The sequence below is a fragment of the Streptomyces sp. Z423-1 genome (assembly GCF_013009255.1).
In the GTDB taxonomy this organism is placed as follows: Bacteria; Actinomycetota; Actinomycetes; order Streptomycetales; family Streptomycetaceae; genus Streptomyces; species Streptomyces gossypiisoli.
In genome coordinates this window covers 6,132,713-6,151,403 of sequence record NZ_CP053109.1, presented here as the reverse complement: position 1 = coordinate 6,151,403, position 18,691 = coordinate 6,132,713, and the positions used below count along the sequence as shown (strand labels likewise).

At 71.6% G+C, this 18,691-nt stretch carries 14 protein-coding genes; 13 read left to right on the top strand and 1 reads right to left on the bottom strand.

What is annotated here, in order from left to right; genetic code table 11:
- Positions 1-11 precede the first annotated feature (11 nt).
- Positions 12-548: an HNH endonuclease gene (locus HJD23_RS27650; protein WP_141311855.1), complete on the bottom strand. Its 537-nt coding sequence runs from the start codon at positions 546-548 to the stop codon at positions 12-14.
- A gap of 342 nt (positions 549-890) precedes the next feature.
- Between HJD23_RS27650 and HJD23_RS27645 the strand changes: the two genes are divergently transcribed.
- The 13 genes from HJD23_RS27645 to HJD23_RS27580 all read left to right on the top strand — a co-directional run bounded on the left by HJD23_RS27645 (position 891) and on the right by HJD23_RS27580 (position 18,644).
- Complete coding sequence (locus HJD23_RS27645; protein ID WP_171116421.1) at positions 891-2,006, top strand: mechanosensitive ion channel family protein; 1,116 nt, start codon at positions 891-893, stop codon at positions 2,004-2,006.
- A 234-nt stretch (positions 2,007-2,240) separates the two neighbouring features.
- A complete protein-coding gene (locus HJD23_RS44135) occupies positions 2,241-3,701 on the top strand; it encodes an ROK family transcriptional regulator (protein WP_240980826.1) in 1,461 nt (486 codons plus the stop codon).
- Between the two features lie 41 nt (positions 3,702-3,742).
- Complete coding sequence (locus tag HJD23_RS27630; RefSeq protein WP_171116423.1) at positions 3,743-5,074, top strand: ABC transporter substrate-binding protein; 1,332 nt, start codon at positions 3,743-3,745, stop codon at positions 5,072-5,074.
- Positions 5,075-5,084: 10 nt separating this feature from the next.
- Positions 5,085-6,020: a sugar ABC transporter permease gene (locus tag HJD23_RS27625; protein ID WP_171116425.1), complete on the top strand. Its 936-nt coding sequence runs from the start codon at positions 5,085-5,087 to the stop codon at positions 6,018-6,020.
- Entirely contained in the window at positions 6,020-6,853 is an 834-nt protein-coding gene (locus HJD23_RS27620; protein ID WP_171116427.1) for a carbohydrate ABC transporter permease, read from the top strand. The genes HJD23_RS27625 and HJD23_RS27620 overlap by 1 nt, the downstream gene beginning before the upstream one ends.
- A gap of 8 nt (positions 6,854-6,861) precedes the next feature.
- Positions 6,862-8,130, top strand: a complete 1,269-nt coding sequence (locus tag HJD23_RS27615) for a 6-phospho-beta-glucosidase (protein WP_171116429.1) — start codon at positions 6,862-6,864, stop codon at positions 8,128-8,130.
- The gene (locus tag HJD23_RS27610) at positions 8,121-9,092 is read left to right on the top strand and encodes a BadF/BadG/BcrA/BcrD ATPase family protein (RefSeq protein WP_171116431.1); all 972 of its coding nucleotides are present in this window, start codon (positions 8,121-8,123) and stop codon (positions 9,090-9,092) included. Before HJD23_RS27615 ends, HJD23_RS27610 begins: the two co-directional genes overlap by 10 nt.
- A gap of 204 nt (positions 9,093-9,296) precedes the next feature.
- Positions 9,297-10,694 (top strand): hypothetical protein, encoded by a 1,398-nt coding sequence (locus tag HJD23_RS27605; protein WP_171119004.1) that lies wholly within the window; start codon positions 9,297-9,299, stop codon positions 10,692-10,694.
- 14 nt (positions 10,695-10,708) lie between these two features.
- The gene (locus HJD23_RS27600; RefSeq protein ID WP_171116433.1) at positions 10,709-11,725 is read left to right on the top strand and encodes a glutamate ABC transporter substrate-binding protein; all 1,017 of its coding nucleotides are present in this window, start codon (positions 10,709-10,711) and stop codon (positions 11,723-11,725) included.
- A 54-nt stretch (positions 11,726-11,779) separates the two neighbouring features.
- Complete coding sequence (locus HJD23_RS27595; protein WP_171116435.1) at positions 11,780-13,123, top strand: hypothetical protein; 1,344 nt, start codon at positions 11,780-11,782, stop codon at positions 13,121-13,123.
- A complete protein-coding gene (locus tag HJD23_RS27590) occupies positions 13,120-15,867 on the top strand; it encodes a serine/threonine-protein kinase (RefSeq protein WP_171116437.1) in 2,748 nt (915 codons plus the stop codon). The genes HJD23_RS27595 and HJD23_RS27590 overlap by 4 nt, the downstream gene beginning before the upstream one ends.
- Positions 15,868-17,184, top strand: a complete 1,317-nt coding sequence (locus HJD23_RS27585; RefSeq protein WP_232107665.1) for a PP2C family serine/threonine-protein phosphatase — start codon at positions 15,868-15,870, stop codon at positions 17,182-17,184.
- A 113-nt stretch (positions 17,185-17,297) separates the two neighbouring features.
- Positions 17,298-18,644, top strand: a complete 1,347-nt coding sequence (locus tag HJD23_RS27580) for a VWA domain-containing protein (RefSeq protein ID WP_171116441.1) — start codon at positions 17,298-17,300, stop codon at positions 18,642-18,644.
- The last annotated feature ends 47 nt before the right edge of the window (positions 18,645-18,691 follow it).

Below are 18,691 nucleotides of genomic sequence, written 5' to 3'. Positions count from 1 at the left end.
AGCCCGGATCGTCAGGCGGAAATGCCGTCGATCCGGGCCAAGGCGTCGTCCGCGCCGTACGGCTGCAAGTACGGCAGCCAGCGCGGGTCCCTATGGCCGGTCCCGATGATGCGCCAGGCCAGGCCGGTGGGTGGGGCGGGTTTGTGTCGCAGCCGCCAGCCGATCTCGGTGAGGTGGCGGTCGGCCTTGACGTGGTTGCAGCGGCGGCACGAGGCCACCACGTTGTCCCAGACGTGCTTGCCCCCGCGGGAGCGCGGGATGACGTGGTCGACGCTGGTTGCGACGCCACCGCAGTACATGCACCGGCCCCCGTCGCGCGCGAACAGCGCCCGGCGGGTCAGAGGAACGGGTCCCCGATAGGGAACCCGGACGAATCGCTTGAGCCGGACCACGCTGGGTGCGGGGACTGTGACGGTCGCGCTGTGCAGATAGGCGCCGGACTCCTCGAGGCATACGGCCTTGTTCTCGAGGACGAGGACGAGCGCGCGGCGGAGCGGTACGACGCCGAGCGGCTCGTACGACGCGTTGAGGACCAGGACATGCGGCACGGATGCCTCCTTGGGCGTCGGCGGCGCGTGGCTCGCGCCGGGACGATCTGCAGTCAGTCTCCCCTCATGCCTGGTGAAAGCGCCACCATGTCCCGGTAACGGGCTGGGAGTGTTTTCGACCACACCCGCTTCCTCCCCAGGCTCCCGACCATTTCCTCCCCCTCCTCATCGCACTGTTCGCCTCACCTGCTGTTCGTCTGATCTGTTCATCCCCCGACGGACACCGTCTCTCCCTCGAACATCGCAACGATCTCCACCCGATGCCCCGATAGTGTGGTTGCTCCGCCCGCCCGGTGACCTTTTTGTGACCTTGGACCAGACCGCCGCACCGGGGGCGGGCCGTTGCACCTGGAGGTACCCGCCGTGTCGTCCTTGCCCGTCCTGCTGGCCGCGGGACCGTCACCGTCCCCGTCTCCCTCGGAGACGGCAGCCTCCGTGCCCACGCTGCAGGACGCCCAGCACAGCGCGACGAACGCCGCCGGCTGGGTGGAGGAGAACTGGTCGACGTGGCTGGCGATCGGGCTGCAGGTGCTGCTGATCGTGGTGGTCGCGGTGGTGCTGCGGGTGGCGGTGCGGCGGGCGATCACCAAGCTGATAGACCGCATGAACCGCACCGCGCAGTCGGTGGACGGCACCGCGATCGGCGGTCTGCTGGTGAACGTGGAGCGCCGCCGTCAGCGCTCTCAGGCGATCGGCTCGGTGCTGCGCTCGGTGGCGAGCTTCGTCATCCTCGGCACGGCCGCCCTGATGATCCTGTCCACCTTCAAGATCAACCTCGCCCCGCTCCTCGCCTCCGCCGGTGTGGCGGGCGTGGCGATCGGTTTCGGCGCGCGCAACCTCGTCACGGACTTCCTGTCCGGCGTGTTCATGATCATTGAGGACCAGTACGGCGTCGGCGACTCGATCGACGTCGGCGTCGCGTCCGGCGAGGTCATCGAGGTGGGCCTGCGCGTCACCAAGCTGCGCGGGGACAACGGCGAGATCTGGTACGTCCGCAACGGTGAGGTCAAGCGGGTCGGCAACCTCTCCCAGGGCTGGGCCACGGCCGGCGTCGACGTCACCGTGCGCCCCTCCGAGGACCTCGACCGCGTCAAGGCCGTGCTCACCGAGGTCGGCGAGGCGATGAGCAAGGAGGAGCCCTGGAACGAGATGCTCTGGGGCCCGATCGAGATCCTCGGCCTGGACAGCGTCCTGCTCGACTCGATGGTCGTCCGCGTCTCGGCCAAGACGATGCCGGGCAAGGCCCTGACGATCGAACGCGAACTGCGCTGGCGCATCAAGCGCCGTTTCGACAAGGAGGGCATCCGCATCGTCGGCGGCCTCCCGGTCCAGCAGGACGAGAAGTCCGCAGCCGACCCGACGGCGGGGATGGCGGCACCGTCGGCGTTCGCGAGCTCGATCTCTCCGCAGGCGATCGCGGCGTCGCCGATCCCGCCGTCGACGAGCACGACGAAGTAGCCCGAACGGCTCAGCACACTCGCCCCACCTTGGACACGACCCCCTTCCTGGACGACTGACGTCCGCCCCCGCAGGTAACGACTCCGTTGCCGCGGGGGCGTTCGCTCTTGACGCCCCCTTCCCGCCGGGCCTACCTTCCTGCCAGACGATAGGAAACCTTCCTAACAGTGGCCGGATGGACGCACAGCACCGCCCACTGCCAAGCTGAGCGGCCGAAAGGCAGGTGTCGAACCCATGGCAGGAACCGCCGGTACCCCGGGCACCCCCCGCGTCCTGCGCGCCATGAACGACCGCGCCGCACTCGACCTGCTCCTGGAGCACGGCCCCCTCTCCCGCACCCGCATCGGCAAGCTCACCGGCCTGTCCAAGCCGACCGCCTCCCAGCTGCTGGCCCGCCTGGAGGCCGCCGGGCTCGTGCTGGTGACCGGGACCAGCGAGGGCCGCCCCGGGCCGAACGCCCAGCTCTACTCCCTCAACCCGGCCGCCGCCTACGCCGCCGGCCTCGACGTCACCCCCGAGCGCATCCTCGCCGCCGTCGCCGACATCACCGGCCGCACGGTCGGCACGTACGAGGTCCCCGCCCCCGGCAGACGCCCCGCCCGGCCCGTCGTACGCCAGGTCACCGACGCCCTCGACGGCGCTGTGAAGGCCGCCGGGCTGGCCAGGGACGACATCCGGCGGCTCGTCATCGGCACACCCGGCGCCTTCGACCCCAACACCGGCCGCCTCCGGTACGCCTCGCACCTGCCGGGCTGGCACTCCCCCACCCTCCTCGACGAACTCGCCGCCGCACTGCCGATGCCGGTGGAGTACGAGAACGACGTCAACCTCGTCGCCGTCGCCGAGCAGCGGCTGGGCGCCGCCCGCGGGCACGGCGACTTCGTGCTGCTGTGGAACGAGGGCGGCCTCGGCGCCGCCCTGGTCCTCGGCGGCCGGCTGCACCGCGGCTGGACCGGCGGCGCGGGCGAGGTCGGCTTCCTGCCCGTCCCCGGCGCCCCCCTGGTCCGCCAGGTCACCAAGGCCAACAGCGGCGGCTACCAGGAGCTGGCCGGTTCCCAGGCCGTCCCCGCCCTCGCCCGCGACCTCGGCGTGCCGGACATCCCCTCGGGCCCGTACACCGAGGTCGCCGCCGCCCTCCTGGCCCGCGCGGCGGAGGCGTACGACACCCCAGGGCGCCGTACGCCCAGGGCCGACGCCGACTCCGGCCCGGCCACCTCCGGCTCAGACGACTCCGGCCCGGCCACCTCCGGGTCAGACGACCCCGGCCCGGCCACCTCCGGGTCAGACGACCCCGGCCCGGCCACCTCCGGTTCCGGTGACTCCGGCCGGACCACCGCCCGCACCGCCGACTCGGATCGGACCACCCCCCGGACCGACGACTCCGGCCGGACCACCCCCCGCACCGCCGAGGACGACCCCCACCGCCACCTCCTCCACACCTACGCCACCCGCCTCGCCACCGGCCTCGCCTCCCTCGTCTCCGTCCTCGACCCCGAACTCGTCGTCCTGAGCGGCGCATCCCTCACCTCCGGCGGGGAGACGCTGCGCGCCCTGGTGCAGGCCGAGTTGGCGGAGCTGGCGGCGGCCCGCCCCCGGCTCGTCATCGGCGACGTACGCGAACACCCCGTCCTGCGCGGCGCGTTGGAGAGCGCCCTCGCCACCACCCGCGACGAGGTCTTCGACACCTCGCGCTGAGCAACCCATCCCGCTCCTTCCCCTACTTGGGAGGCTCCGCCATGCCCGAAATATCCCGAAAAGCGGCCATCACGCTCGCCGCCTCCGTGGCCCTCCTCGCCACCGCCTGCACCGGCCAGTCCGCCTCCGGCGCGAACGACGACCCCTCCCAGGCGACGACCCTCACCTTCTGGCACGCCTGGAGCGCGCCCTCCGAGGTCGAGGCCGTGCAGTCGCTGATCGCCGGTTTCGAGAAGGCGCACCCCGACATCGACGTGAAGGTCGTCGGCAATATGACCGACGACAAGATCAACCAGGCCCTGCGGGCGGGCGGCGACAACGCCCCCGACGTGATCTCGTCCTTCACCACGAACAACGTCGGCAAATTCTGCTCGTCGGGCGCGCTGGTCGACCTCAACCCGTTCTTCGAGAAGTCCGGCATCGCCCCGGAGAAGACCTTCCCGAAGGCCATGAACGAGTACACCCAGTTCGAGGGCAACCGCTGCGCGGTCCCGCTGCTGGGTGACGCGTACGGGCTCTACTACAACAAGACGGCGTTCGAGAAGGCGGGTATCAAGGCGCCGCCGAAGACCTGGTCCGAATTCGAGTCCGTCGCGAAGAAACTGACCATCACTCAAGGCAGCTCCTACCAGCAGCTCGGCTTCATGCCGAACTACCACGGCTGGGAGACCACCACAGAGCACTATCTCGGCCAGTTCTCCCCGACCTACTTCGACGACAACGGCAAGTCCAATCTCGCCGAGGACCCCGCTTTCGAGGCCGGTTTCAAGCTCCAGAAGCGGCTCGTGGACGCGCTCGGCGGTTACCGGAAGCTGGAGACCTACCGAGCCACCCTCGGTGACGAATGGGGCCCCAAGCACCCCTTCCACACCGGTCAGGTCGCCATGCAGCTCGACGGCGAATGGCGCCTGGGCATGGCCCTGGACGCCAAGCCCGACTTCGAGATCGGCGTCGCCCCGCTGCCCGTCCCCGACGACCAGGCGGACCAGTACGGCAAGGGCTACATCACCGGCACGATCGCCGGAATCGCCGCCACCAGCGAAAAGCAGAACGCCGCCTGGGAGCTGGTGAGGTACATGACCACCGACACGGACGCGGTCGTGAACTTCTCCAACGCCATCCACAACGTCCCCTCCACGCTCGCCGCCCTGAAGTCGCCCAAGCTGAAGTACGACCCGCGCTTCAAGACGTTCCTGGAAATCGCCGCGAACCCGAACTCCACGACCACGCCGACCTCCGTCAACGGCGGCGTGTATCTCACGACGATCCAGCAGTTCGGCTACGACTACGAAAGCGGCAAGGAGACCGATCTGAAGGCGGGCCTGGAGAAGACCGCCCGGCAGATCGACACGGACATCGCGCAGGCGAAGTAGCGGCACCACCATGACGACCCTGGCTGCCAAGCACCGTAGATCCGCACTGCGTACCGCGGCCTTTCTGTCCCCCTGGCTGATCGGCTTCTCGGTCTTCTTCGCCTATCCGCTGCTGTCGACGGTCTATTTCTCGTTCATGCACTACGACGGCTTCCGGCCGCCGGCCTGGAGCGGAACGAAGAACTGGATCTACGTCTTCGAGCACTACCCGCTCTTCTGGCCGGCCTTGCGCAACACCTTGTGGCTGGTGCTGGTGATGGTCACCCTCCGGGTCGTGTTCGGACTCGGCGTCGGCCTGCTCACCACGAAGATCAAGACCGGCACGGGCGTCTTCCGCACCCTGTTCTACCTGCCTTACCTCGCCCCGCCCGTCGCCGCCACCATGGCCTTCGCCTTCCTCCTCAACCCCGGCACCGGCCCGGTCAACTCGATCCTGGAGCGGGCCGGCATCCCGGCCCCCGCCTGGTTCGCCGACCCCGCCTGGTCCAAACCGGCGCTCACCCTGCTGGCCCTGTGGGGCATCGGCGACCTGATGGTCATCTTCATGGCCGCCCTGCTCGACGTACCGAAGGAGCAGCACGAGGCGGCGGAGCTGGACGGGGCGTCGGCGTGGCAGCGGTTCCGGTACGTGACGCTGCCGAACATCTCGCCGATCGTGATGTTCGCGGTGGTCACGGGCGTGATCCAGACCATGCAGTACTACACACAGCCGCTGGTCGCGGGGAAGGTCGCCTCGGGTGTGATCCAGGGCGCGGGCACCCAGTTCGAGCCCGGCTACCCGGAGAAGTCGACCCTCACCCTCCCCCAGCTCGTCTACAACCTCGGCTTCCAGCGCTTCGACTACGGCGCGGCGTGCGTGGTGGCGCTGGTCCTGTTCGCCCTGTCGATGGCGTGCACCGCACTGCTGATGCGGCGCCGGGGCGGTCTCATCCAGGCAGGTGACTGATGATCCGCCGTCGGACACTGCTGGAGTGGGTCGCCGTACACTCCCTGGGCGTCGCCGCCGCGCTGTTCTTCACCCTGCCGTTCGTCTTCGTGGTTCTGACCTCCCTGATGAGCGACAGCCAGGCCCTCAGCCGCGACCTGATCCCGGACACCTGGGAGTGGGGCAACTACCAGCGGGTCTTCGACACGCCGGGCTTCCTGACCTGGTGGCGCAACACCCTCCTGTACGCGGGCCTGGGCACCGTCCTCACGGTCGTGTCGTCGGTCCCCGTCGCGTACGCACTCGCCAAGTTCCGCTTCCGGGGCCGCAATCTGTCCCTCATGCTGGTGATCTCGATGATGATGCTGCCGCCGCAGGTCGTCGTCATCCCGATGTACCTGTTCTGGGCGAAGCAGCTGGATCTGTCCGGCACGCTGTGGCCCCTGCTGATCCCGATGGCGTTCGGGGACGCGTTCTCCATCTTCCTGCTGCGCCAGTTCCTGACGACGATCCCGAACGAGTACCTGGACGCGGCGCGGGTTGACGGCTGCGGGGAACTGCGGACGCTGCTGAGGGTCGTCCTGCCGATGGCGAAGCCGGGCGTGGCCGCGGTGGCCCTGTTCCAGTTCTTCTACGCGTGGAACGACTACTTCGGCCCGCAGATCTACGCATCCGAGAACCCCGGCGCCTGGACGCTGTCCTACGGCCTGGAGTCGTTCAAGGGCGCGCACCACACCGACTGGAACCTCACCATGGCCGCGACCGTGCTGGTCATGGCCCCCGTGATCCTCGTGTTCTTCTTCGCCCAGAAGGCGTTCGTCGAGGGCGTCACGCTCACCGGAGTAAAGGGTTGACTTCACGTATGAAACTCACCGTGGTCGGCGGCGGTTCGACCTACACGCCCGAACTGGTGGACGGCTTCGCCCGCCTGAGGGACACCCTGCCCATCGAGGAACTGGTGCTCGTCGACCCGGCGGCCGACCGGCTGGATCTGGTGGGCGGCCTGGCCCGGCGTATCTTCGCCCGTCAGGGACACGGCGGGCGGGTGGTGACGACCTCCGATCTGGACGCCGGTGTCGAAGGCGCCGACGCGGTGCTGCTCCAGCTGCGCGTCGGCGGGCAGGCGGCCCGCCGGCAGGACGAGACCTGGCCCCTGGAGTGCGGCTGCGTGGGCCAGGAGACGACCGGCGCGGGCGGCCTGGCGAAGGCGCTGCGGACGGTGCCGGTGGTGCTCGACATCGCCGAGCGGGTCCGGCGTACCAACCCGGACGCCTGGATCATCGACTTCACCAACCCGGTCGGCATCGTGACCCGCGCCCTGCTGAAGGCCGGGCACAAGGCGGTCGGGCTGTGCAATGTGGCGATCGGCCTGCAGCGGAAGCTCGCCGCGCTGCTCGGGGTCGCCCCGGCCGACGTCCACCTCGACCACGTGGGCCTCAACCACCTCACCTGGGAGACCGGCGTCCGCGTGGGCGGCCCCGAGGGCGAGGACGTCCTGACCGAGCTGCTCGGGGCGCACGGCGACACGATCGCCGCCGACCTGCGCCTGCCACGCGAGCTGCTGAACCGCCTGGGCGTGGTCCCGTCGTACTACCTGCGCTACTACTACGCGCACGACGAGGTCGTGCGGGAGCTGCGCACCAAGCCCTCGCGGGCCGAGGAAGTGGCCGCCATGGAGCGGGAGTTGCTGCGGATGTACGGCGATCCGGCGCTCGACGAGAAGCCGGAGCTGCTGGCCAAGCGGGGCGGCGCCTACTACTCGGAGGCGGCCGTGGATCTGGCGGCGGCGCTGCTGAGCGGTGCGGGGAATCCGTACCAGGTGGTGAACACGTACAACCGGGGCACACTGTCCTTCCTGCCGGACGACGCGGTGATCGAGGTGCAGGCGGCCGTGGGCGCGCAGAGCGGTCCGGTGCCGCTGCCGGTCGCCGCGGTGGATCCGCTGTACGCGGGCCTGATGGCGAGCGTGACGGCGTACGAGGACCTGGCCCTGGACGCGGCCCTGCGCGGCGGGCGGGAGCGGGTCTTCCGGGCGCTGCTCGCGCATCCCCTCATCGGGCAGTACGCGTACGCCGACGCCCTCACCGACCAGCTGATCGCACACAACCGGGAGCATCTCGCGTGGGCCTGACCGCAAGCGTCCTCGCCGTCGACGCGGGCAACAGCAAGACGGACGTCGCGGTGGTGACGGCCGACGGGAGCGTGCTCGGCGCCGCGCGGGGCGGCGGGTTCCGGCCACCGGCCGTCGGAGTCGAGACGGCCACGGGCGTGCTCGCCGAGGTGGTGGAGCGGGTCTTCGCCGCCGCCGGTGTCACCTCCGTCACGCATGTCTCGGCCTGTCTCGCCAACGCCGACTTCCCCGTGGAGGAGGAGCGGCTGACCGACGCGCTGCACGCGCGCGCGTGGGGGGCCACTGTTGAAGTGCGCAATGACACCTTCGCGATCCTGCGGGCCGGGGTGACCGAGCCGCGCGGGGTCGCGGTGGTCTGCGGGGCGGGCATCAACTGCGTCGGTATGCGGCCCGACGGGCGCACCGCGCGTTTCCCGGCGGTCGGGCGTATGTCCGGGGACTGGGGCGGGGGTTGGGGACTGGCCGAGGAGGCCCTGTTCCACGCGGCCCGTGCGGAGGACGGGCGCGGCGGGCCGACCGAGCTGGCGCGGACCCTGCCCGCGCACTTCGGGTACGACTCCATGCACGCGCTGATCGAGGCACTGCACCTGGAGCAGGTGCCGCCGCAGCGGCGGCACGAGCTGACGCCGGTCCTGTTCGCCACGGCGGCCGACGGCGACCCGGTGGCCCGTGCGCTCGTCGACCGGCTCGCCGAGGAGGTCGTGACCATGGCGACGGTCGCCCTGTCCCGACTGGACCTGCTGGACGAGGAGACGCCGGTGCTGCTGGGGGGCAGTGTGCTGGCGGCCCGGCATCCGCAACTCGACGACGGCGTACGGGACCTGCTGGCGGCGCGGGCTCCGAAGGCGGTGCCCCGGGTGGTGACGGCGAGTCCGGTGCTGGGGGCGGCGTTGCTGGGGCTGGACCGGGTGGAGGCGCATACGGGCGCGTGGGAGCGGGTGCGGGCCCACTTCGCGCCCTGACCTTCTCGGCCAAGGAACCGAACCGATTCCCAGGGCGTATTCATGGGCAAGGGGTGCTGCGAGACGCGCGAACTATCAAGATCCAGCAAGGCCGGTGCGGATGTCGGTCCGGGCGGCGATACTTGCGGCTACGGATGGCCATGGGGGAGGTCAGGAGTGACACAACCGCCGAAGAGCAGCGCGGCACCACCGAGCGCGCCCACCATGCCCGGCGTGCCTCCCCAACAGGGCTCGCCCGCACCCGCGGCGCCCGGCCCCGCACCGGCCGCCGTCGCCCCGCCCCGCCGCACCGCGTTCGCCGAGGGCGTGGACCAGCTGCGTGCCGCCGCGACCACCGAGCCGGGCCGGCTGCGCGTCATCGGCGCGGTCCTCGCCCTGCTGGTCGTGGCCTTCGGCGCCGTGACCGCCTGGCAGGCCACCGACCGGGCGGCCGCCGCCGACGACGTGCTGAACAACAGCCAGCCCCTCAGCTCCGCCGCGGCCGACATCTACCGCTCCCTGGCCGACGCCAACACGGCCGCCTCCAGCAGCTTCCTGGCCGGCGGCCAGGAGACGAAGGCGTCCCGGGAGCGGTACGAGAGGGACATCCGCACGGCGGCCGAGAAGCTCGTCCTGGCCGCCAACAACTCCGACCCGAACTCACGTTCCGCCGAGACCATCACCAAGCTCAACCGGCTGCTGCCGGAGTACAAGGGCCTCATCGAGCGCGCCCGCGCCAACAACCGCCAGGGCTACCCGCTCGGCGGCGCCTACCTGCGCTACGCCAACAACACGATGCAGACCGAGATGCTCCCGGCGGCGGAGGAGCTCTACAAGACGGAGAACGAGCGGCTGCGCGGCGACTACGCGCACGCGACGCCGTACCCCTGGGCGGCGATCGCGCTCGGCGTGCTCGCCCTGGCCGCCCTCGCCTGGGCCCAGCACCGCACGTACGTGCACACGAACCGGGTCCTGAACCACGGCCTGGTCGCGGCCACGGCCACCACGACGGTGGTCCTGCTGTGGCTGGTCGTCGGCCACAGCGTGGCCCGCGCCGGCCTGAACGACTCCTACGACCACGGCGTCCGCTCCCTGAACGTCCTGCACGACGCCCGTATCGCCTCCCTGAAGGCGCGCGGCAACGAGAACCTCACGCTGGTCAGCCGGGGCGCGGAGACGGTCGAGGTGGGCGGCGAGTTCAAGGACAAGTTCGACGTGGCCTACCAGGCGTCGATGAAGGACCTCGCCGCCGGTCTCGCCGCCGCGGAGGACCTCGCCGACGACGAGGCGGGCGAGCGGCCCGTGCAGGCCGCCGCGGGCAGCATGGACGTGTGGAAGGAGCGGCACCAGCAGGCCCGCGACGCCGACGACGCGGGTGACTACCAGGCGGCACTCAGCAAGATCATCGGCTCGAAGGACGACGAGCCGACCGGCGAGTGCTTCGACAATGTCGACCACAGCCTGGAAACCGCCCTGAAGCACGAGACGCTGGAGTTCGAACAGGCCGCGGGCGACGGCCGGGACGCGATGACCGGACTGCCGACCGGCGCGGCCGTGCTCGCGGTGCTGGGCGCGACGGGCGCGGTGCTGGGCATCGGCCGCAGGCTTTCGGAGTACCGGTGAAAGGGGGCGTGACGATGCATGCACGACGCTTGCGGGCCAGCCTGAAGGGCTGGGGCGGCGTGGGCGCGATGGCGGTCGTCTGTGCCCTCGCCGTGGCCTTCGCGCTGCTGCTGCCGCACACCCAGCCGGGCGGCGACGGCAGCACCGGCGTCGGCGGCCGGGGCGTGGCGGCCGGCCGGCAGGCGAAGGCGGAGGCGTGCGAGAACCCCCAGGACCAGAGCCTGCCCCCGTCGAACGCCGAGGGCGACACGATCGCCGCCGTCAAGAAGCGCGGCCATGTCTCGGTCGGCATCGACCAGAACAGCTACCGCTGGGGCTACCGCGACCCCAACAGCACCGGGCAGAGCACCAAGTTGGAGGGCTTCGACATCGATCTGGCCCGGCGGATCGCCCAGGAACTGCTCGGCGACCCGGACCGGATCCGGTTCAAGGCCATCCCCACCAACCAGCGCGTCCCCGCGATCCAGAGCGGCCAGGTCGACATGGTGGTGCGCACGATGACCATCACCTGCGACCGGTTGCAGGACGTCGCCTTCTCCGCGCCGTACTTCCTGACCGGCCAGCAGGTCCTCGCGCCCAACTCCTCGACGATCAAGGGCTACGACGACACGCTCGCGGGCAAGCGGATCTGCTCGGCGGCGGGTTCGACGGCGTACGACAACCTGGCGGCGGACCTCAAGTCCGGCAAGCTGCCCGCCTCCGCCGACATATCCACCACCGTGCCCAACCAGCTCGACTGCCTGGTCAGGCTCCAACTCGGCGAGGTGGACGCGGTGGTGACGGACGGTGCGCTCGCGGCGAGCCAGGCCGCGCAGGATCCGACGGTGGAACTGAAGGGCGACCGGTTCACCACGGAGTACTACGGCGTGGCGATGAAGAAGGACGCCGACGATCTGGTACGCCGGGTCAACCGCATACTGGCGGACTACCGCGCGGACGGCGGCTGGAAGGACTCCTACGACAAGTGGCTGTCCCCGACGCTGGGTAGGGACTCGGAGTCGGCGACCCCGCCGACCCCGCGCTACAGGTGACCGGCCGGCAGCGCACCGACAGCGACAGCGACAGCGACAGACGAGAGGTGATCGATGGGCGTCACGGGAGCCTCCGGTCCGGTGATGGACCGGGACGAGGTGGACCGTGCGCTGGCGCGGCTCGGCGCGGAGCACGAGGCGATCGAGACCTCGCTGTTCGCCCTGCAGGACCACGCGGGCCGCCGGCTCCTCGAAGGCGCCGAGCTCACCGGCACGACCAAGGAGCGCTGGGCGGCCACCGAGGCGTCGATCTCGCTGCTGTGGGCGTACTTCGACGCGCACACCGACGCGCTGCGCACCGCCCGCGACATCCGCGCCCGGCGCCGCTGGTCCAGCCGCGAGGACCTGGCCGAGCTGACCGAGCTGCTGCGCGGCGAGTCCGTCACGGTCGCCGGCAGCGCGGCGGCGACGGCGAACGCGCCGACGCTGCACGGCACGGGCAAGCTCAGCGAAAGGTTCACCCTGGCCGCACTCGTGGACCGTATGAACGAGCTGTACGCCAGGTCGCTGGACATGGTCGTCGCCGCCGACGCGGTCTGGTCGGCACTGCCCGCCCGCATCGATTTACTCGCCGCCGAACTCCAGCGCACCCGCAGGCTCGCCCACTCCGTCGGCGTACGCCCCGGCGAGCACCCGGCCGGCGACGACCTGGAGCGGATCACGCGCACCCTGACCCGGCTGCGCGAGCAGGTCGTGTCCGACCCGCTGGCGTTCTGGCAGCCCGCCGAGGGCAGTTCGGCCCCCGGCGGCGGCAAGCCGGACACCACGGTCTACGACCGGGAGGCGCGTGCCCTGGAGGAGGTGCGCCGGGAGATCGACGCCGTGCTCGCCGTCCGCAAGGACGCCGAGCAGCGGCTGGTCAAGCTGCGGGACGTGCTCTCGCGCGCGGACCGCACACTCGCCGAGGCGCGTACCGCGCGCGGGGAGGTGCTCGCGAAGATCGCCGCCACCGAGGTGCCGGTGGTCAGCGGCCCGCCGACCGCGCTGCAGGAGCAGCTGGCGACGGCCGCCGAGTACCGCAGACAGGCCCAGTGGCACCGCCTGTCGCCGCTCCTGGAATCCCTGGAGCAGAAGGCGGAGGACGAACTGCTGCGCGCCCGCGAGTCGTTGACGGCCGTCACGGCCCCGCTCGCGGTCCGCGCCGAGCTGCGCGGCCGTCTCGACGCGTACAAGGCGAAGATCGCCCGGCACGGCCTGGCCGAGGACCCGCTGCTGGTCGAGCGGTACGACGCGGCCCGCCGCATGCTGTGGAGCGCGCCCTGCGATCTGCGGGTCGCCGAGCAGGCCGTGCTGCGCTACCAGCAGGCGGCGGCCGAACTGCTCGGCGCCGCCCCGCGGGTGCCGCAGCAGAGCGGTCCGGCGGAGTTTCAGGATCGTCGGGGGGAGCCGTCGTCATGAGTCAGCCACAGCGGCCCTGTCAACGGCCCGGCTGCGAGGGCAGCTACGAGGACGTCGGCGGCGGCGAGCTCTACTGCGACACCTGCGGCCTGGCACCGGTGGTGTCCGCGACCGGCATGGTCTCCTCGCCGCCGACGGGCGTCACCGGCGGCGGCAAGGGCTCGGCGGGCAGCGGCAGTTCCCGCTCCGCCTCGCGCGGCAGCTCCCGTACGTCGTCGCAGTCGTCGAAGTCCCGGCGCTCGGTGTCGGGACGGCTCTCCCGCTCGCTGTCGGGCCGGTCCACGGGTCGCTCGGTGTCGGTGCGCAGCTCCGGCTCCACCGCCGGTTCCTCGACCCGGGGACGGCTGGGCGCGGGCCTGGTACAGGTGCCGCAGGTGCCGCGGCCCGACCCGCGCGCGATGGTGCTTGCGAACCCGGAGGTGCCGGAGCGGAAGCGGTACTGCTCACGCTCCGACTGCGGGGCGCCGGTGGGCCGCGCCCGCGGTGACCGTCCCGGGCGCACGGAGGGCTTCTGCACCAAGTGCGGGCACCCGTACTCGTTCGTGCCGAAGCTCAAGGCCGGTGACATCGTGCACGGCCAGTACGAGGTGGTGGGTTGCCTCGCGCACGGCGGGCTCGGCTGGATATACCTCGCCGTCGACCGCGCGGTCTCGGACCGGTGGGTGGTGCTCAAGGGCCTGCTGGACACCGGCGACCAGGACGCGATGGCGGCCGCGATCTCCGAGCGGCGGTTCCTCGCGGAGATCGAGCACGCCAACATCGTGCGGATCTACAACTTCGTCGAACACCTCGACCAGCGCACGGGCTCCCTCGACGGGTACATCGTCATGGAGTACGTCGGCGGCAAGTCCCTCAAGGAGATCGCCAACGCCCGCCGCACCCCCGAGGGGCGGCGGGACCCGCTGCCGGTGGAGCAGGCGTGCGCGTACGGCATCGAGGCGCTGGAGGCCTTGGACCACCTGCACAGCCGCAATCTCCTGTACTGCGACTTCAAGGTCGACAACGCCATCCAGACCGAGGACCAGCTCAAGCTGATCGACATGGGCGCGGTGCGCCGCATGGACGACGACGAGTCGGCGATCTACGGCACGGTGGGCTACCAGGCGCCGGAGGTCGCGGACGTCGGCCCGTCAGTGGCGTCGGACCTCTACACGGTCGCCCGCACGCTCGCCGTCCTGACCTTCGACTTCCAGGGCTACACCAACATCTACGCCGACTCCCTGCCCGACCCCGACACCATCGAGGTCTTCCGGCAGTACGAGTCGTTCTACCGGCTCCTGGTCCGCGCCACCGACCCCGACCCGGCCCGGCGGTTCGCCTCCGCGCAGGAGATGTCGGAGCAGCTGACCGGCGTACTGCGGGAGGTCGTGTCCCTCCAGTCGGGACGGGCACGGCCCGCGCTGTCAACGCTGTTCGGTCCGGAACTGCGGGTGACGGACACGGAGTTGTTCCCTCGGCTGGAGGGGGACGTGTCGCGGCTGGGGGCGCGGGGGGTGGCCGGGCGCCGGGACGGGGGCGGGGTCCCTGCCGGGACCGCTGCCGGAGCCGCTGCCCGAGCCGCCGCTGGAGACCCTGCCGGGACCGCGGCTGGATCCGCTGCCGGGGCTCCTGCCAGGACCGCTGCCGGGGCTCCTGCCGGGACCGCTGCCGGATTCGCTGGTGGAGCCCCTGCCGGATTCGCTGCTGGAGCCGCTGCCGGAGCCGCGCCGATCCCGGCCGGTGGCGCCCTGCACGCCCCGACCGGCGGGACCAGTGGAACCCATGGAACCGGCGGGACCGATGGGACAACCGGAACCGGCCTCGTCAAGCCCATCGCCACCGATGCCGCCGCCCTCGCCCTGCCCGTGCCCCGGGTCGACCCCGCCGATCCCAACGCCGGTTTCCTGGCGGGCCTCATGGCCACCGCCCCGGCCGAGCTGCTCAGCGCGCTCGCCGCCGCACCCGCACCCTCGGTGGAGACACGGCTGAGGCAGATCCGGGCGTGGCTGGAGAACGGCGACTCCGCGGCCGCGCTGGACGCCCTGGGCGCGCTGGAGGACGAACGGCCCGACGACTGGCGGGTCGTCTGGTACAGAGGCGTGGCCGCGCTGGTCACCGGCGACCACGAGGGCGCCGCGCTGGCCTTCGACGCGATCTACGACGCCTTCCCCGGCGAGACCGCGCCCAAGCTGGCCCTCGGCCTGTGCGCGGAGGTCCTCGGCCAGTTGGACAACGCCGCCGAGTACTACCGCCTGGTGTGGGCGACCGACCCCAGCTATGTGAGCGCCGCCTTCGGCATGGCCCGCGTGCAGCTCGCCACCGGCGACCGGCGCGGCGCCGTGGGCACCCTGGAGTCGGTGCCGGAGTCGTCCATCCACTACACGGCCGCCCGCGTGGCCGCCGTGCGGGCCCGGCTGAGGCAACGCACGGCCGCCGCCGGCGACGTACCCTTCCTGGAGGATCTGACTGCCGCCGCCGGGCAGGTCGAGGCGCTGGACGCGTACGGTCTGGATCCGACCCGGCGGGAGCAGTTGGCCACGGAAGTGCTCGGCAGCGCCCTGGACTGGATACTCTCCGGTGGTCAGGGTTCCGTCGCTCCCGCCGCCGGGGGACGGACGCTGCTCGGCAGCGGCCTGGACGAACGGGGCCTGCGCTTCGGCCTGGAGCGTTCGTACCGCACGCTGGCCCGCCTGGCGCGGGGCGGCGAGGAGAGGATCGACCTGGTGGAACGTGCCAACCGTTACCGCCCCCGGACATGGGTGTAGTTGATGTCGCAGATGCCCCAGCTGTCCGCCTGCCCGAGCTGCGAGGAGCCGCTTGAGTCGGGTGACCGTTTCTGCGGTGCGTGCGGATACGACCTGTCCGCCGTGCCGCCACGGCCGGACGACAGCCCGACCCTCACCATGAACGGCGCGGGGATCCCACAGCCCGCCCCGGCCGCCGGCTGGCCCGGCACGGCCGACCCGAGCGGCTTCGCCGCGCCCCCCGCGGCGCATCCGCCGACGAACCTGCCGGGCACGGACCCGGGCGGCTCCCCCCTGCCCCCGGCCGCACCGGCCCACCCGGCCACCGGCGTCCGCTTCGACCGCCGCCCGGAGCCCGAGGAGTACCCCCTCCAGGCCCCGGACCCGCGCGTCGCCGCCGACCTCGCCGCGCAGGCGGACCCCGCCACGGTGTGCGTGGCCTGCCGCGCGGGCCGTGTCGACCACGACGGCTACTGCGAGAACTGCGGACACGCCCAGCCGCGCGAACGCGACCACATGGAGCAGGAGTCCGGCCCCGTGGCCGCCGTCAGCGACCGGGGCCTGCGTCACCACCGCAACGAGGACGCGTTCGGCATCGGCCGCACCGCCCTGCCCGACGGCTCCGGCGCGCTGGTCGCGATCGTCTGCGACGGAGTGTCCTCGGCGACCCGCCCGGACGACGCCTCCCTCGCCGCCTCCCGCGCGGCCAGCGAGTCGCTGCTGGCGGCTCTGCCGCTCGGCACGCACCCGCAGCAGGCGATGCACGACGCGATCGTCGCGGCCTCGAACGCGGTCAACGCCCTCGCCCAGGAACCCGCCACGGCCCGCGAGCACCAGCCGCACCAGAACGCCCCCGCCTGCACCCTGGTCGGCGCCGTGGTCACCGCCGGGCTGCTGGTGGTCGGCTGGGTCGGCGACAGCCGCGTCTACTGGGTCCCGGTGGACCGCAGCGCCCCGCCCGCCCGGCTCACCGAGGACGACTCCTGGGCCGCCCAGATGGTCGCCGCCGGCCTGATGAACGAGGCCGAGGCCTACGCCGACGAACGCGCCCACGCGATCACCGGCTGGCTCGGCGCGGACGCCTACGAACTGGAGCCGCACACGGCTTCCTTCAAGCCGGACCGGCCGGGTGTAGTGGTGGTGTGCACGGACGGCCTGTGGAACTACGCGGAGGCGGCCGAGGAGATGGCCGGCGTCCTCCCGCCGGATGCCGCCGTACGTCCGCTGCACGGCGCCCGCGTCCTGGTCGGTCACGCCCTGGACGGCGGGGGCCACGACAACGTAACAGTGGCCGTCCTGCCGTTCCCGGCCCCGCCGCAGGGGGCAGGATCGGCCTGAGGCCGCACACGGGGAGAGGCCCGGGAAGGCCTGGGCGGACCGGAGGGGACCGGTCCGCATTCCGTTCACCGCTCCACCTTTCCGTGGGGCGTTCAAGGGGGATTTGAGAACGTATGGCCAATTTCTCGAAGTCGAATGTGCCGCAGTTCTCGGTGGACGTGTACCAGAACGAGTACCTCCCGGAGGGCGGCCGGGAGGTCAACGCGATCGTCACGGTGACCGCGACCGGCGGCGGCACGATCGGAAGCGCGGTCACGGCACCTCACCTCTACGCGCCGGGGCAGGGCCCGTCCGCGGCCGTGGCGATCATGGTCGACTGCTCGGGCTCGATGGACTACCCGCCGACCAAGATGCGCAACGCCCGGGACGCCACGGCCGCCGCGATCGACACCCTGCGCGACGGCGTGCACTTCGCGGTGATCGGCGGCACGCATGTCGCCAAGGAGGTCTACCCCGGCGGCGGCCGCCTCGCCGTCGCCGACGCCACCACCCGCGACCAGGCCAGGCAGGCGCTGCGCAGGCTCAGCGCCGGCGGCGGTACGGCGATCGGGACCTGGCTGCGGCTCGCCGACCGCCTGCTGTCCTCGGCGGACGTGGCGATCCGGCACGGCATCCTGCTCACCGACGGCCGCAACGAGCACGAGTCGCCCGAGGACCTCAAGCGGACGCTCGACGAGTGCGCCGGACGTTTCACCTGTGACGCGCGGGGCGTGGGCACCGACTGGGAAGTGAAAGAAGTCACAGGCATCGCCTCGGCGCTGCTCGGCACCGCCGACATCGTCGCCGACCCTGCGGGCCTCGCCGCCGACTTCACACAGATGATGGAGACGGCGATGGGCAAGGAGGTCGCGGACGTCGCCCTGCGGCTGTGGACCCCCGTCGACACGACGATCAGGTTCGTCAAACAAGTCGCGCCCACCGTCGAGGACTTGACCGCCCGGCGCACCGAGGCTGGCCCGCGCGCCGGGGACTACCCCACCGGTTCCTGGGGAGACGAGTCCCGTGACTACCACGTCTGCGTCGAGGTCCCGGCCGCGCACATCGGCCAGGAGATGCTCGCCGCCCGCGTCTCCCTGGTGATCCCGCAGCCCGACGGCACCGCCCAGAACCTCGGCGCCCAGGGCCTGGTACGGGCCGTGTGGACCGACGACATGGCCGCCTCGACGTCGATCAACCCCCAGGTCGCCCACTACACCGGACAGGCCGAACTGGCACAAGTCATCCAACAGGGCCTGGATCTCCGCAAATCCGGAGACATCGACGGAGCAACGGCCAAACTGGGCCGGGCCGTTCAGCTCGCCGGCGCCTCCGGAAACGCGGATACTGCGAAACTCCTTGCGAAGGTGGTGGACGTGGTCGATGCCGCGACAGGTACTGTGCGACTGAAGGCGAAGGTCGCGGAGGCCGACGAGATGACCCTCGAAACTCGGTCGACAAAGACTGTTCGTGTAAAGAAGTGACCTGAAACAAAGCGAGCCCGACCCCCCGGGGTTGGAGAAATCCGGTC